Genomic DNA, 14,905 nt, shown 5'->3' with positions numbered 1-14,905 from the left:
GACAACTGTCGGACGGCTAGGTAGCGTGGTGACTGCTGGCGAGTTGTACGGATTGATGCGCTCTTTCTTCCATCCAGCGGCGGATACGAATCGCATCCGCCGTACGAGTGTACTTGCCGAAGGAATTCAACAGCACCATCACGATAGGGCGGTCATCGATGGTCGCCTGCATGACCAGGCAACGTCCGGCCGCCTGTGTATAGCCTGTTTTTTGGATCTGGATATCCCATTCCGGCTTGCGTACCAGCAGGTTGGTGTTGCGGCACTCCACCTGATGGCGGATGACCGTTACAGTTTCATCCGGATCGGTCGAGTATTCGCGGATCAGCCGATGGCGGGCAGCCTCCCTGACGAGTTTTGCCAGATCGGCGGGACTGGCGACATTGCTGCTGGACAGGCCGGTGGTATCGGCGAAACGGGTGCGTGTCATGCCTAGCGTCGCCGCCTTGGCGTTCATGCTGCGCAGGATGGCGGGCATACCGCCCGGAAAGCTGCGGCCCAGCGCATGCGCAGCGCGGTTTTCGGAGGACATCAGAGCAAGATGCAACAACTCGCCGCGCGTCAGGCTGGCGCCGATGACGATGCGCGACGGCCCGCCGACGTTCGTGGCGCGGTCCTCGGTGGTGATCCTGATCTCTTCATCCCGTGGCAGGCCGGCTTCGAGTACCACCAGCGCTGTCATCAGCTTTGTGATCGATGCGATCGGCACGGGGATATCGGCATTTCTTGCCAGCAGTACGGAATCGTCGGCGGCATCGATGACCAGCACGGCTTCGGAGCGCACATCGGGCGCCGGGCGCTGTGCGCCAGCGGCCAGTGCGGCCGGTGACAGAATCGACAGGATCATGGCCAGCCAGGCAAGCGGCGTGTTTGCGGTAATGAATCGCAAGGTGTTCCTTGGTTGATTTTTTTGAATCGAAACAGGCGAATAATCGCCGGCGCGCGCAAGTATGCCCGTATTTACGTCATGCGTGAGTGGATTTCGGCCACATTTGCATGACGCGGCCTTCCTGGAATATGCCGGCCGGCGCGGATGCGTGGAGCAGGGTGGCTGTGCGGGCCGAAGGGGGTGCGCTCATACCGGTGGACCTTCATGGGCGCGATTCCGGATATCGATCGCGTGTGTGCCGGAGTATGCCGCGCCGTTGCGGAGATCCGCTGACTCAGAGCTTGTGTACCGATAGCAGCAGGCTGGTCTCGGTATTGGAAATACCCGGAATCAGGCGGATCCGGCCCAGTACCCGGTCGAATACTTCCAGACTTTCGGCGCGCAACTCCGCAACCACATCCCAGCGTCCGTTGGTGCTGAACAACGCGGAGACGGCCGGGTCGCCTCGCAGCGCACGGATGACGGCGTCGGTCCTGTTGCCCTCGACGGCGATCGTCATCAAGGCGCGGATGCGTTGTTCCTCCACCTGCGGGCGCAGACGCACGGTGTAGCCGACGATCGTGCCCGCAGCCTGCAGGCGTGCCAGGCGATTTTGCACCGTCCCTCGCGCAACCCGCAGCGACTTGGCGAGCGAGGCGATCGAGGTGCGCGCATTGTCGCGCAGCAAGGCGATCAACTGGCGGTCGATATCGTCCATCAGGCCTTCCGCTTCCATTCTGCATACAGAACGCCAGTATTTTATGGTGATTTGCGCAAAGCAGAACAATTTTTGAACAGTTCATCGGCTTTCATCTGCTGCCGGGCTCCAAGACACTGGCTAAAACATTACGACGCTGCAGACCGGTGGCGTCGTTTATGAGCAGGAGGAGGCGGTAAAAATGGTTCAAAGTGTGCGTGTGGCGGCGCTCATCGGTGCGCCCACCGATGTCGGCGCGGCGGATCGAGGCGCTTCCATGGGGCCCGAGGCGCTGCGGGTCGCCGGTTTGCAGGAGGCGCTGGCAGGCCGCGGCCTCGAGGTGCTGGACAGGGGTAATCTCAACGGTCCCGGCAATCCCTGGCGGCCGGCTGTCGACGGCTATCGCCACCTCCATGAAGTGGTGCATTGGAACCGCCAGGTGCATGACGCGGTGTATGCTCAGCTGCAAGCCTCGCGTCTGCCCATCCTGCTCGGTGGGGATCACTGTCTCGGGATAGGGTCGATCAGCGCGGCGGCACGCCATTGCCGGGAAAAGAATCGAACGCTGCGTGTGCTCTGGCTCGATGCGCATACCGATTTCAATACCCGCGAGCTGTCTCCCAGCGGCAATCTCCATGGCATGTCGGTCGCCTGTCTGTGCGGATTCGGACCTCGGGAACTGGTGGAGCTCAGCGGGCAGGTGCCCGCCATCGAACCGCGCGCCGTGCGCCAGATCGGCATCCGCAGCGTGGATCCGGCGGAGAAACGCTTTGTGCATGAGCAGGGATTGAATGTTTTCGACATGCGCTACATCGACGAGATGGGAATGCGGCGCGCCATGCGGGGAGCGCTGTCCGGCATGGATGAGCGCACGCACTTGCATGTCAGCTTCGATGTGGATTTTCTGGATCCCGTCATTGCGCCTGGCGTGGGTACGACGGTGCCCGGCGGTCCCACCTATCGCGAGGCGCAGCTGTGCATGGAAATGATCGCCGATACGGGGCAGCTCTGTTCGCTGGACATCATGGAGCTCAACCCGGCCTTCGACATGCATAACCGGACGGCGATGCTGGCGGTGGATCTGGTCGAATCGCTGTTCGGCAAGAGTACTTTGATGCGGCCTGTCGACGCGGACGGGGGCATCGGCGCCGCGCGCGGTGAATGATGGACGGCACGGCACGGGGGCGGGCAGTAAGCGGCACATCGTGCGGCGGCGGTGGGCGTTGCCCGAGTCGTCCCCCTGCTCAGGCACCCCTGCTCAGGCACCCCTGCTCAGGCACCCCTGCTCAGGCACCCCTGCTCAGGCACCCCTGCTCAGGTACCCCTGCTCAGTGCTCTCCGCTCAATGAGGATGTCCCGCCGCATCTACGGGGTCGTGCGCAAGGGGATGCGCATGTCCGTTGTCCGGCGCATGGCCTTCTTGTCCGCCGTGGCCATGTCCTCCATGGTCGATGGCGGCAAGCGCCATCCACATGCCGAATATCAGCAATACGGTACCGCTGACCACTCGCGGCCATCGTTTCGACACCCAGGCTTGCAGGCGTGAGGCGAGCAGCGTGCTGCCCAGCATCGACGGTAAGGTGCCGGCGCCGAAGGCGGCCATGATCGTCGCGCCATGCAGGGCAGTGCCGCTCAGCGCCGCGAATAGCAGCATGGAATACACCAGGCCGCATGGCAGCCAGCCCCACATCAACCCTAGGGCCAGGGCCGAGCCCAGGCCACTCGAACGCGCTGCCCGGTGCGCCGCCGGTTGCAGCCGGCGCCAGAATCGCGCTCCCAGCCCGTCCAGCCAGGCCAGCAGGTTTCGAGCGGACAGAAGGCGTATCGCCACCAGTATCAGCAGTACACCGCTGGCGATACGCAGGCTCACCGCTAGCCGTGTCAGATCCAGCGCCGATTGCAAGCCTGCACCGAACGCGCCGCACAAGGCACCCGCGAGCATGTATCCGCCGATGCGGCCCAGATGATACGCCAAGGCATTCAACCCGGCGCTGCGTCCGGGGGAGGCGGCACGAGCGCGCATGCCCAGCGCTCCGGCCAGCCCGCCGCACATCGCAAAACAATGTGCGCTGCCCGATAGCCCGGCGATCAATGCCGCCCACAAGCTGATCATGCCGCTCGTGTCCAGGCTCATGAAGGTATCCGCACGGCGGTCAGCGCCGGCCGGCCATGGAGTGGAAACGCATGGACGTCATGATGTCAAATCAACATTGATTCAACCGGCGAGCGTGTCGTCCGGTACCCGTTTGCGGGCACCCGTCCGGACACGATCCGCGTCGGCCGCAGCGGATATCTCTGCCGTTTGTTCGCCGGCGGAGACATCGGTGGTGCCGGTATCGGAGGGTTCGCGCAGCACCTCCCAGGCCGGCGATTCCAGGTCGTCGAACTGGCCGCTGCCGACCGCCCAGAAAAATGCCCAGCCGGCGGCCACGACCAGCACCAGACTCAAGGGAATCATGACATACAGGATGTTCATGGCGCGGAGGTCGCTGATGCCGCGGAATCCGCACCGGCGGCGCCGGCGGGAACGTCGCGCGTGTGGGTGCCGGACCATTCGAGGCCCGTACCGGATCCCGAGCGGCTCGTGGTTTTAGAGGGAAGCAGGCGCAGGGCATTGAGTACCACGCCGATGGAGCTGAGCGACATGCCCAGGGCGGCGAGCCACGGCGGAATGAATCCCAGCGCCGCCAGCGGCAGTGAGCCCAGATTGTACGTCGCCGCCCACAACAGATTCTGGCGGGCGATCCGTAGTGTCTTGCGCGATAGTGCCACCGCTTCCGGCAAGGCCCGCATGCGCTCGCCTATCAACAGCATGTCTGCACCGGCATGGGCCAGCGCGGCACCGCGGCCCATGGCCAGCGACACGTCCGCCGCCGCCAGCACGGGTGCATCGTTGACGCCGTCGCCCATCATCGCGACGCGTCGTCCTTCAGCCTGCATGGCCTGGACGGCCGCCAGTTTGTCGGCCGGCGAACAGCGAGCGCTGAATTCGGTAATGCCGCAGCTTGCGGCGACCGAAGCCACGGCAGCTTCGCCATCGCCGCTGAGGATCCGGCTGTCGATGCCGGCCTCGTGCAGGGCAGCGACGCTTTCTGCCGCATCGGGGCGCACGGCGTCGTGCAGTTGGAAGCGGGCGAGTATCTGCTGCTCATCGCCCAGCCACAGCGTCGTAGCCGCGGGTTTCCCGGCGGGATTTTCGCCGGGGGCATCCGGTCTGGCCAGCGGATCTGTGCCGTCTTCCGGGCGGTACAGATCCTTTTGTGAGGAGGGTGCCGAGCGCAGCTGTTCAATGAACCGGGGCGAACCGATGCGATAGTGGCGTCCTTGCACGATGCCCTCGACGCCTGCTCCGGCCACGCAGCGAAGCTCGCGCGCCTCGCCAAGCGGTGCGATACCGGAAAACGCCCGCGCCAGGGGATGCTCCGAGGCCTGCTCCAGCGAGGCCGCGATCTGCCGGCAGGTGTATTCGTCCAGGGTACCCGTCGTCGTACACTCGGTGAGTTTCAGCTCGGCCGAGGTCAGCGTGCCTGTCTTGTCGAATACGACGATATCGATATTCGCCAACGCTTCCAGCGCATCGGGCCGGGTGACCAGCAGACCGCGGCGCGCCAGTTGTGCCGTCGCGGCGGACATGGCTGCGGGTGTGGCGATCGCGAATGCGCAGGGACAGGCGACCACCAGGACGGCAAGGGTTGCCTCGAATGCGCGCGACGGATCGATCGCCAGCCATGCGGCGCAGGTCAGGCCGGCGCCCAGCAGCACATAGCGCAGGAAGCGCGCCGCCGCGGCGTCCGCTGCCCGGGAGATGGCCGGCTTCTGCGCTTGTGCGCGTCGCAGCAGCGCTACGATATGCGACATGACCGTGCCGGAGGCGATTTGTGTGGCCCGGATCCGGATCGGATCCTGCACGTTCAGCGTGCCCGCCGTGAGCTGCTCGCCGGCGCGGCGCAGCACCGGCATGGATTCTCCGGTCAGCATGGCCTCATCGAGATACGCCTGCGCATCGATGAGCTCACCATCCACGGGTAGAATTTCTCCGCTGCGCACCAGGACCACGTCACCGCGACTCAGGCTGGATGCCGGTACATCCTGTACGGTGTTCTCGTATATGCGGTGCGCGAACGGCGGCAGTTGGCGTGCCAGCGCGTCGGTGATATCGGTGGTGCGATGCCGCGCACTCATTTGCACGAAGCGCCCGAGGGTCAGGAAGAACACGAACATCGTGACGGAATCGAAGTACACCTCACCGTGGTTTTGCAGCGTGTTCCAGACGCTGGCTGCATAGGCGAGAACCAGTGCGATGCTTACCGGGACATCCATGCCGACGGTGCGCAGCCGCAGACTGCTCCAGGCACCCGCGAAAATCGGCGCACCGGCATAGAACATCACCGGTGTGGAGATCAACAGGCTGATGATGCGGAAAAAATGCAGCAGGCTTGCGTCCATGACTTCGCCGGTGAGATCGGCGGCGTAGACCGACACTGCGAACATCATGACTTGCATCATGCCGAAGCCGGCGACGGCCAGGCGCTTGAGCGCATTGCGATGTTCCTGCTGTTGCAGGCGGACGCGGTCGGTATCGTTCAGCGCATGAGGCTGGTAGCCCAGCTGCGCGATGGTTCGCATGATATCGGCGAGATTGGCGCGTGCAGGATCCCAGACGATGTGTGCCCGTCCTGTCGTGGTATTGGCACTGGCTTCGTGCACGCCCGGCGTGCGGCGTAGAATCTGCTCCACCAGCCAGCCGCAGGCCGAACAGCGCAACCCGTCGAGGATCAGGATGACCGAATCCCGCCCATTCGCATGCCGGACGAATTGCGCTGCAACATCCGGGTGTGCAAAGCCGGCCCATACGTCTTCGGTCATCTCGGCAGGTCGTGCGGAGGGGGTCTTGCGGAAGCGATAGAAATCGCCCAGGCCGGTGCCGGCGATCAATTCGGCCACGGCGAGGCAACCGTTGCAGCATACGGGGCGCACATCGGCGCCGATGTGCGCCGTCAAGGTCGAGCCTCCGAGGGGCTCGCCGCAATGAAAGCAGGACGTTGCTGCGGTGGCGCTCACGCAGCTATCCTCATCCCGTCGCCGCGCCGGCGAACGAGTCGATTCGTCGCCGATACCGGTGACGTCGGTCCCGGTGACGTCAATCAATGCCAATGCGTTCTCCATGCCGCCCGCGAATATCCCGGGCATGCAGGCCTATGATACGGCCTATGATACCGTTCATGATGCGGTCAATAACCCTGCTTGGCCAGCCGATTGCGCGGGAATTTTCCCGGTTTCCCGGCCCGGCACCGTGAGCGAGCTTATCGAGGCGCTGCGGGAACCCGCATGCTATCCGCATCCGGTGGCGTCCGTGGTCGTGAAGCAGACCCATATTTCCTGGGTGCTGCTGGCCGGGACGTACGCGTACAAGATCAAGAAGCCGGTGCGCTTCGGTTTCGTCGATTTTTCCACCCTGGAGCGGCGCCGGCAGGCTTGCGAGGATGAATTACGACTGAACCGCCGATTCGCACCGACCTTGTACGTGGACGTCGTCGCCATCCACGGTACGGCAGCGCGGCCTATTTTCGAGCCGCGGAGCGCGCCGATCGAGTATGCCGTCCGGCTGCACCGGTTCGACACCGAACAGGAACTCGGTGCGCTGCTGGCGCGCGACGCGGTGACGTGCGAGGAGCTGAACGTGTTCGGACAGCAACTGGCGCAGTTGCAGGAAGGCTGTCCGGTGTATAGCACGGCTGGCATGGCGCAGCGCAGTCAGGCGACCGTGGCGGCGAATCTGGATGAGCTGCTCGCCGAAACAAGCGCTCGTCCCGAGGATCCTGGTGGACTGCAACCGCTGGCCGAGGTGGCGCGGTGGCTGCGGGATTGGGCAGCGGGCTGCGCCGCCGCGCTGGAGCGGCGGGCGGCACTGGGTCGTGTCCGTGAGTGTCATGGTGACCTGCATGTCGGGAATGTGGTGCGCTTCGAGGGACGCCTGACCGCCTTCGATTGCCTGGAATTCGATATTTCCCTGCGGCGTATCGATGTGCTGGATGACGCCGCCTTTTTGTTCATGGATCTGGTCGCCCGGGGCCGTCGTGATCTGGCTTATGCATTCCTGAACGGCTGGCTCGAGAGGGCCGGCGATTATGAGGCGATCGGGCTGCTGGGCTATTTTTTCGTGCATCGTGCGCTGGTGCGGGTCAAGGTGCTGTTATTGGGCGGCGAGCCGGGCGAAGCTCGCCGCTACCTGGACGCGGCACGGATCTTGGTCCAGGGCTCGCGCGCGGTTCTGGTGTTGACCTGCGGCCTGTCGGGCTCCGGGAAAACGTGGCTGAGCGAACGGGTGATGGCCGCAGCGGGCGCGATCCGCATCCGCTCCGACGTGGAACGAAAGCGTATGGCGGGATTGCAGGCCGACCAGTCGTCGCTACAGGCGGGGATCGATATCTATACTTCGGCGTTCAATGATCGTGTCTATGAACGCCTGCTGCATCTGGCCGGCGAGCAGTTGCGTGCCGGCCAGAGCGTCATCGTCGACGCCGCGTTTTTGAAGCAGGCCGAGCGGCACCGATTCAGCGCGCTCGCGGACGAACTCGATGTGCCCCTGGTATTGCTGCATTGCGTGGCGCCGGCGGAGGAACTCGGCCGGCGGCTATCGGCGCGTCAGCGCGCGGGCAAGGATGCCTCGGAAGCCGATGAGGCGGTGATGCTCCGGCAGGTACATGCCTGGGAGCCGTTCGCCGAGTTCGAGCGGGGGGCCGTCATCGAGGTCGATACGCGTGCCCCCGGGGCCGCGGCGCGCGTGGCGGCGAGGATCGTGAATCTGCAGGCGGAGGCATCATCGGACCGCAAGACCGTGAAACCATAGCTTGGGAAATCCTGCCGTCCGCAGGGCACGACCCAAGGAAAGGATTGCGGTGCGGGCCAGGGCATAAAGGCGGCGGTTACATCGCGAACACACCCAGGGGATTGCGGGTGCGGGCGATACTGATGATCAAGGCATAGACGGCCAGCGCAGCCAGCCAAAATCCCATGCGTGTGGCGCGCGTGCGGCCGCGCTTGAGCCCGTAGCTGCCAAGGACGATGTAGGCCAGCATCAGTACTACTTTGGCGGTCAGCCAGTCTTGTGCGATCGGGTATTGCCCCAGGATCACGCACAGTACAATGGCGCTGGCGAGCAGCACCGTGTCGATCGCATAGCTGAGATAGCGTAACGGCGCGACCATCACCCAACGAGCGCCGGCTTGCAGTGCTGCCCCGCGCACCAGAAACAGTGCGCCGCTGGCCAGGATCGAGGCGATGTGCACGCTGCGGATGTGTGGATAGAACTCGATCAACGCCATGCATATCCTCCAAAGGATTCTCAGCCGGAGATTCTTAGCCGGGGCGGCCGTCGGCGCGCGGGGTCAGATAAAGCCAGGCTGAACGCAGCACCCACGGCAAGAACGCCAGGACCCAGCCCCAAGCCGCCATCGCCTGCCATGCCATTGCGTCGGGCAGGATCTCGCCGAGCATGCGCACCAGCACCACTGCCTGAATGAAAATGAAGGTGAACGCGGCGATATTCCCCAGGATCAGCGGCCGGCCTGCATGACCCTGTGTGACCCGGGTGACCATCGCCACGAGCAGGCTGCCGAAGCAGCCTACGAACAAGGCATGTGCCGGCGCGCGTCCCAGGATGAATTCGCCGTTCAGCCAGAACCATAGACTTTGGGCGCTGTACAGCAAGAATGCGATCGGCAGCCAGGTGAAGCCGACGAACAGCACGCGCAACAGTGCCGGCATGGCCTGCCTGCGTGGCCACCATGCCCATAAAAGTCCGCCGCTCAGCACCGCAAACGGCAGATCGACCCACCATAGCCAGGCGTAGGCATGCCGCAGTTCCATCCAGGTATGGGTCAGCAGCAGGGCCCATGCTGCGGCCAGGACCCACATCGGCCGCACGACACGGTAGCCGCCCTGGAGCGCCATGCTGGCGAAGAAGGGTATCATGCGATGGCATATGGTCAGGAAGATCGGCAGCAGTACGACCATGCTGCCGAGCTTGATGGCGGTGAACAAAGAGCGCGCATCGAGATTCAGCAGGTAGGTGTTGTACAGCCCCAGGCCGAGCAGGCCGAAAATGAGTGCGGCCAGACAGCTCACCGCATGCCAGGTACGGCCCTGGTCGATCCATACCAGGCGTGCCAGGATGAAGGTTCCGATCGCCCAGCCGGCCGTCGTGGACGCGGCGCCGAGTTGCAGCAGCGTCATACCGCCGAACAGGCCCGCCAGCGTCAGCACCTGGCCTCCCAGCATGCCCACAGCGACCGGCATATAGTGCCGGCGGCCGAGCTCCGGCTGATTCATCCAGCGGGGAAAGACGGTCAGCAGAAATCCGAACATGAATGCCGGCAGTACCTGATACTGCATCAACATCGCATGCAACCAGCCCGCAGGAACCGGTGGTTGCACTACGCCGGCCGGCAGCCAGCGCATACCGGCGAGCCATACGGCCCACCAGCACATGGCCAGCAATACATTCGTAGCCCCCACGAAAAACAACAGACGATGCGGCGCGGCAGCCACTTGACGCAAGACGCCGGCGGGTAAGGCGGGCAAGGCGGCATCGGGGGCGGACATCGAGGGCTCCTGATTCGGCGGCGCGTCAGCGTCGCGTGCGGACGAATTCATGCGCCAGGCGGTGCCGGCGATCCTGCCACCGGTATTCCGGTGCCACCCTGATCCAGGTCAGCGGGGATCATTCCCTCAGCACGCTGCGCGCCAGGGTTTCCAGCCGGGACAGGTTCAGCAATCTTAGATCGCGCCGGTCGACCTGAATGAGTCCTTCGTCCTGGAAGCGCCGAAAAACGCGGCTGACGGTTTCGGAGGCAAGCCGCAGGTAGTTGGCGATGTCGGTGCGGGTCATCACCAGGTGAAAGCGGTCGGGGTTGCCGCCGCGGGCGGCGTAGCGGCGCGAGAGCGACACCAGGAATGCCGCCATGCGCTCGTCGGCGGAATAGTTGCCGGCCAGCAGCGTCGCCTTGCCGATATCCTGGCTGAGCAGCCGGAACAGCTGTTGCTGCAGGCTGGGTATGCGGGTCGCCAGCGCGGCGATGTCCGGAAACGAGAAGCGGCACAGCTGGACGGTATCCAGGGCCACCGCATTGCAGGGATAGCGGTCATGCGAGATGGCGCTCAGGCCGACGATCTCGCCGGGCAGAAAGAATCCCTGTACCTGTTCGCGCCCATCGGCATCGTTGACGTAGGTCTTGACTACACCGGCGCGCACGGCGGCGATGGCGGTGAAAGGATCGCCTTCCCGGAACAGGTGTTCGCCTTCCCGGAAAGGACCTACGTGGTCGATCAATACATGCAGATCGCGCAGCCGGCCCTTGTCGTAGCCGCTTTGCAGGCAGGTACGCGAGAAGGTGCAGGTGTCGCAAAAGTTGTACTCGTTTCCATCCGCAGGCATCGGCTCGTCGCTCCCGACGGCAGGTATGCGCGACAGGCGGCTGGGCAGCGCCCTCATGCGAGACTCCCTATGTGGTGATCCAGGTACAGATGACGCCGCATGCGGATGCCGGGCGCCGCCGTGTGGTGCTGCCGGGCATTCCCGGCGGCGGTCAGATGACGCGCGAGAATCGCGGTTTCACGGCGTCGGGGGGGGGCGTCTGGGTGAGATAGCGGTCGAAGCACATGGCAATGATACGCAACAGCAGCCTGCCGCGCGAAGTGGCGGTGATCCTCTGCCGATCCATCTCGACCAGCCCGTCGTCGATGGGACCGTGCAATTGTGCGAGAGATTCGCTGAAATAGTCCTGGAAATCGATACCATGACGTTTTTCGATCGCGGCGATGTCGATCGTGCCCTGGCACATGAGCTGCTGGATGATGTCGGCTCGCAACAGGTCGTCGGCATCCAGATGCAGACCACGCCAGACGGGCAGCCGTCCGTGATCCAGGGCGATTTCCCAGCCGGCCAGATCGCGAGGGTTCTGACTGAAGCTGTCACCGATATGGCTGATGGCGCTCATGCCCATGGCAATCAGATCGCTGTCGGCATGGGTCGTATAGCCCATGAAATTACGATGCAGGGTGCCGGCCTCCTGAGCCTGCGCCAGATCGTCACCGGGCAGCGCGAAATGATCCATCCCGATGTAGTGATAACCGGCGGCGGAGAGCTTGTCGATGGCCAGCTGCAGCAGCCGCAGGCGCGTATCCGGCGTCGGCAGTTCGGCGGCGTCGATGCGCTGCTGCGGCTTGAACAGCTCCGGGAGATGGGCATAGCCGTACACGGCCAGGCGGTCCGGCCGCGCTTCGATCACGGTGTCCAGGGTGCGGCCGAATCCTTCGAGGGTCTGCTTGGGCAGCCCGTAGATCAAGTCCACGTTGATGGAGCGCAGTCCGTTCGCACGGCAGGCCTCGATGACCTGCAGAGTCTGCTCGACGCTCTGGATACGATTGACCGCTTCTTGTACCTGCGGGTCGAAGTCCTGCACGCCCAGGCTGGCGCGGTTCAGGCCGAGTTGCGCATAGCCGGCGATGTCCTCCGGCGTGACGAACCGCGGATCGATCTCGATGGAGAAATCCCGGTTTGGCGCCAGGCTGAAATGAAAGTGCCGGCCGGCGCTCTCGAGCAGTTCCCGCAGTTCATCCACGCCCAGGAAATTGGGGGTGCCGCCGCCCAGGTGCACCTGGATGACGTCGCGATCACGGTCGAATAGCTTGCCCATTGCTTCGACTTCGCGGATCAGGCGTTCCACGTACCGGCTGCCCTTGGTCCGATCGCGGGTGATGATGCGGTTGCAGCCGCAGTAGAAACAGGGGCTGAGACAGTAGGGGATATGCAGATACAGCGACAGCTGGCGTGGAATGGGATCGGCGTTGCTGCGGCCGGCATGTTCGCGCAGGTCGGCTTCGCTGAAATCCGTTCGAAATCGGGGTGCGGCCGGATAGGAGGTATAGCGCGGCCCCGGTCGATCGTAACGGCGCAACAGCTCCGAGTCGAATGAAGGGGAGGGAAAGACGCTCATGACCCAGTATGCATTGCGATGCGTTTCCTTCGCCATGATCTGGATCAGCAGCAGCTGCGGCGTGTCTGCCGGCGGAAGGGGCGCAACCGGTGGGCCTTCACATGCATGCTAGACATATTCGGATCCGCAGGCAACGCCCTGGTACGATAGCGATCGTGGTGAATACCGGGGTCGGGCTACGGGCAATTCGCATGGCGCCATACGCCCCGTTTTGTTCCGATGAGCATTCGCGCTCGTGACTTCATGGATCCCCATCGACCCTCCGCGCCCAGGCACGGGGGGTTCTTTTTTATGCGAGGTCGAACGATGAGGCTGGGATTCTTCGGGGCTACGGGCACGGTGACCGGCTCGCGCTATCTGCTGGAATGCGATGAACGGCGGATGCTGGTCGATTGCGGCCTATATCAGGGCTACAAGCAGCTACGCCTGAAAAACTGGTCGGAACTGCCGTTCGCAGCATCCTCCATCGAGGCTGTGGTGCTGACGCATGCACATATCGACCACAGCGGTTTTCTTCCGGCGCTGCTGCGGCGGGGATTTCGCGGCCGTATTTTTGCCACACCTGCGACCTTCGAGCTGTGCCGGATCCTGTTGCCCGACAGTGCCTTTCTGCAGGAAGAGCAGGCGCGGTTTCTTAATCGTCACGGCTACTCGATCCACAAGCCGGCGCTGCCGCTGTATACCCGGGCCGATGCCGAAGCCTGCCTGGAGCTATTCGAGACCGTGAGGTTCGGCAAGGCGTTCCAGCCGCTGGCGGGCCTGACGGCACGGTTCTGTCATGCGGGACACTTGCTGGGCGCAGCCAGCGTACACCTGGAAAACGGCCAGGATTCGATCATTTTTTCGGGTGATCTGGGCCGCAGCGGCGATCCGCTCATGAACGCGCCGCAGTCTCCCCCCGCGGCGGACTGCCTGGTGATCGAATCGACCTACGGGGATCGCCGGCACGAGGTGCTCGATCTACAGGCGCAGTTGGGTGTGATTTTACGGACTGCCATCGCCCGCGGCGCCGTCGTGGTGGTTCCCACCTTTGCAGTGGGGCGGGCCCAGCTGTTGATGCTGCTCATCGCCCGCCTCAAGGCGGCGGGCGCGCTTCAGGACGTGCCGATTTACCTGGATAGTCCCATGGCGACCGACGCGACGCAGCTGTATCGGGTGTTCGCGGACGAACATCGATTGTCCCACGAGGAGTGCGCGCAGGTGTTCAGGGCGACCCGGATGGTGCGCAGCGTGGAGCAGTCCAAGGCGCTGGATCGGCGAGGCGGTCCCATGATCATCCTGGCGGGCAGCGGCATGGCGACCGGCGGCCGGGTCATCCATCATCTGAAGGTGTTCGCACCGGATGCGAACAACCTGATTCTGTTCGCCGGCTATCAGGCGGGCGGCACGCGCGGCGCAGCCATGATCGGCGGGGCGAAAACGATCCGCATCCATGGCCAGGACGTGCCGATCAACGCCCAGGTCATGCAATTGAGCTCCATGTCGGGGCATGCGGACGCCGATGAACTCATCGCCTGGATGCGCAAGCTGCCGCGGGCCCCGAAACATACGTTCATCACCCATGGGGAACCTTCGGCCAGCGAGGCATTGCGGGTGCGCATCAAGCGGGAGTTGGGCTGGTCCGTCAGCGTTCCGGAATATCGCGATTCGGTCGTGCTCGGACCCGCGGCCGAACGCAATCCCGCAAACCGATAGCCGGCCATCGAGCGGGGCTCTGGGAAGCGGGCTGCCCGCGGATCCAAGGACGGTTCGCCAGGATGATCACTGCGGGCATGAAACCTGGGAGGTGAGGTCCATATCCGCAGACCGATTCGTCAGTGCGTCGGGTCGGCGTTTTGCAATTGCCGCCTGGCGCTGTCGAAAGCGTCGCTCAATGCAGCATAGACGTCCGCGTGGCCTTCGTTCGCATTGCCGTGGGTGCCATGGGCGTGAATGAAGCCGCCGGGAATCGCCAGTTCGATGCTGACATCGAAGGGGCGCCCCTTGCCCGGGCGCGCATTGGGCGCTTCTATGACGACATGACAGGCAGTGATGCGATCATGAAATTTTTCCAGGCGACCGATCAAATCATGTACCCGGGCTTCCAGAGCCGGCGAGCGGTCCACGTGACGAAACGTAAGGCGTAGAGGGCTTTGCATCGGGGCGCTCGACTCCTAAGGTACGCGGGTGGGAAAAATGAGCTTGAGCCAAGGATGAGTCGCGGATCCGCCCTGCTCCATCCGAGAAACCCCGTGGCCGTTAGGCGTATTCCGATGAACTGCACCACGGCGTGGCCCGGGGCCAGGGGGTGGGCGAAGCCTGGTCTGGGTTCCGGCCTGTTCGAGCGGACGCTGCGGACACGCG

The 14,905-nt window shown here is 64.0% G+C and carries 13 protein-coding genes; 3 read left to right on the top strand and 10 right to left on the bottom strand.

Features of this window, described 5'->3' with window-relative positions; translation table 11 throughout:
- Nucleotides 1-16: 16 nt before the first annotated feature.
- Together ACG33_RS11120 and ACG33_RS11115 are read right to left on the bottom strand one after the other, a co-directional pair.
- Nucleotides 17-889, bottom strand: coding sequence for a serine hydrolase (locus ACG33_RS11120; RefSeq protein WP_210399026.1), 873 nt, complete (start codon nt 887-889; stop codon nt 17-19).
- A 274-nt stretch (nt 890-1,163) separates the two neighbouring features.
- Nucleotides 1,164-1,586: an Lrp/AsnC family transcriptional regulator gene (locus tag ACG33_RS11115; RefSeq protein WP_066923269.1), complete on the bottom strand. Its 423-nt coding sequence runs from the start codon at nt 1,584-1,586 to the stop codon at nt 1,164-1,166.
- 181 nt (nt 1,587-1,767) lie between these two features.
- Here ACG33_RS11115 and rocF point away from each other — a divergent pair, with 181 nt between their 5' ends.
- Nucleotides 1,768-2,730 (top strand): arginase, encoded by a 963-nt coding sequence (rocF, locus tag ACG33_RS11110; RefSeq protein WP_066921209.1) that lies wholly within the window; start codon nt 1,768-1,770, stop codon nt 2,728-2,730.
- 177 nt (nt 2,731-2,907) lie between these two features.
- Here rocF and ACG33_RS11105 read toward each other — a convergent pair whose 3' ends face one another.
- From ACG33_RS11105 to ACG33_RS11095, 3 genes are all read right to left on the bottom strand, one after another.
- A complete protein-coding gene (locus ACG33_RS11105; RefSeq protein WP_066921207.1) occupies nt 2,908-3,699 on the bottom strand; it encodes a sulfite exporter TauE/SafE family protein in 792 nt (263 codons plus the stop codon).
- Nucleotides 3,700-3,780: 81 nt separating this feature from the next.
- The gene (gene ccoS / locus ACG33_RS11100) at nt 3,781-4,041 is read right to left on the bottom strand and encodes a cbb3-type cytochrome oxidase assembly protein CcoS (protein WP_083536797.1); all 261 of its coding nucleotides are present in this window, start codon (nt 4,039-4,041) and stop codon (nt 3,781-3,783) included.
- A complete protein-coding gene (locus ACG33_RS11095; RefSeq protein ID WP_066921205.1) occupies nt 4,038-6,755 on the bottom strand; it encodes a heavy metal translocating P-type ATPase in 2,718 nt (905 codons plus the stop codon). Before ACG33_RS11095 ends, ccoS begins: the two co-directional genes overlap by 4 nt.
- Before the next feature lie 103 nt (nt 6,756-6,858).
- Between ACG33_RS11095 and ACG33_RS11090 the strand changes: the two genes are divergently transcribed.
- Nucleotides 6,859-8,415, top strand: coding sequence for a bifunctional aminoglycoside phosphotransferase/ATP-binding protein (locus ACG33_RS11090; RefSeq protein WP_168160075.1), 1,557 nt, complete (start codon nt 6,859-6,861; stop codon nt 8,413-8,415).
- 76 nt (nt 8,416-8,491) lie between these two features.
- On the opposite strand, the gene ACG33_RS11085 is transcribed toward ACG33_RS11090, so the two are convergent.
- The 4 genes from ACG33_RS11085 to hemN all read right to left on the bottom strand — a co-directional run bounded on the left by ACG33_RS11085 (nt 8,492) and on the right by hemN (nt 12,562).
- Entirely contained in the window at nt 8,492-8,890 is a 399-nt protein-coding gene (locus tag ACG33_RS11085; protein WP_066921202.1) for a SirB2 family protein, read from the bottom strand.
- 34 nt (nt 8,891-8,924) lie between these two features.
- Nucleotides 8,925-10,169: an NnrS family protein gene (locus ACG33_RS11080; RefSeq protein ID WP_066923266.1), complete on the bottom strand. Its 1,245-nt coding sequence runs from the start codon at nt 10,167-10,169 to the stop codon at nt 8,925-8,927.
- A 118-nt stretch (nt 10,170-10,287) separates the two neighbouring features.
- Nucleotides 10,288-11,058, bottom strand: a complete 771-nt coding sequence (locus ACG33_RS11075; RefSeq protein ID WP_066921200.1) for a helix-turn-helix domain-containing protein — start codon at nt 11,056-11,058, stop codon at nt 10,288-10,290.
- Between the two features lie 94 nt (nt 11,059-11,152).
- Nucleotides 11,153-12,562 carry an oxygen-independent coproporphyrinogen III oxidase gene (hemN, locus tag ACG33_RS11070; RefSeq protein WP_066923263.1) on the bottom strand — a complete coding sequence of 470 codons (1,410 nt, stop codon included), beginning with the start codon at nt 12,560-12,562 and terminating at the stop codon, nt 11,153-11,155.
- Between the two features lie 306 nt (nt 12,563-12,868).
- Between hemN and ACG33_RS11065 the strand changes: the two genes are divergently transcribed.
- Nucleotides 12,869-14,257: an MBL fold metallo-hydrolase RNA specificity domain-containing protein gene (locus tag ACG33_RS11065; protein WP_066921197.1), complete on the top strand. Its 1,389-nt coding sequence runs from the start codon at nt 12,869-12,871 to the stop codon at nt 14,255-14,257.
- A gap of 119 nt (nt 14,258-14,376) precedes the next feature.
- Here the strand turns inward: ACG33_RS11065 and ACG33_RS11060 are convergent, their stop codons facing one another.
- Nucleotides 14,377-14,700 carry an HPF/RaiA family ribosome-associated protein gene (locus tag ACG33_RS11060; RefSeq protein WP_066921195.1) on the bottom strand — a complete coding sequence of 108 codons (324 nt, stop codon included), beginning with the start codon at nt 14,698-14,700 and terminating at the stop codon, nt 14,377-14,379.
- Nucleotides 14,701-14,905 lie beyond the last annotated feature (205 nt).

Origin of the sequence: Steroidobacter denitrificans, from assembly GCF_001579945.1 — a bacterium.
GTDB lineage: Bacteria > Pseudomonadota > Gammaproteobacteria > Steroidobacterales > Steroidobacteraceae > Steroidobacter > Steroidobacter denitrificans.
Note: the sequence above shows the minus strand (reverse complement) of the source record. Positions and strands in the feature narration are given on the sequence as shown.

Coding starts and splice junctions, on each gene's coding strand:
- ACG33_RS11065 (WP_066921197.1), top strand. CDS start 12,869: ATGAGGCTGGGATTCTTCGGGGCTACGGGCACGGTGACCGGCTCGCGC.
- ACG33_RS11095 (WP_066921205.1), bottom strand. CDS start 6,755: ATGCCCGGGATATTCGCGGGCGGCATGGAGAACGCATTGGCATTGATT.
- ccoS (WP_083536797.1), bottom strand. CDS start 4,041: ATGAACATCCTGTATGTCATGATTCCCTTGAGTCTGGTGCTGGTCGTG.
- ACG33_RS11075 (WP_066921200.1), bottom strand. CDS start 11,058: ATGAGGGCGCTGCCCAGCCGCCTGTCGCGCATACCTGCCGTCGGGAGC.
- rocF (WP_066921209.1), top strand. CDS start 1,768: ATGGTTCAAAGTGTGCGTGTGGCGGCGCTCATCGGTGCGCCCACCGAT.
- ACG33_RS11060 (WP_066921195.1), bottom strand. CDS start 14,700: ATGCAAAGCCCTCTACGCCTTACGTTTCGTCACGTGGACCGCTCGCCG.
- ACG33_RS11080 (WP_066923266.1), bottom strand. CDS start 10,169: ATGTCCGCCCCCGATGCCGCCTTGCCCGCCTTACCCGCCGGCGTCTTG.
- ACG33_RS11085 (WP_066921202.1), bottom strand. CDS start 8,890: ATGGCGTTGATCGAGTTCTATCCACACATCCGCAGCGTGCACATCGCC.
- ACG33_RS11105 (WP_066921207.1), bottom strand. CDS start 3,699: ATGAGCCTGGACACGAGCGGCATGATCAGCTTGTGGGCGGCATTGATC.
- hemN (WP_066923263.1), bottom strand. CDS start 12,562: ATGAGCGTCTTTCCCTCCCCTTCATTCGACTCGGAGCTGTTGCGCCGT.
- ACG33_RS11115 (WP_066923269.1), bottom strand. CDS start 1,586: ATGGACGATATCGACCGCCAGTTGATCGCCTTGCTGCGCGACAATGCG.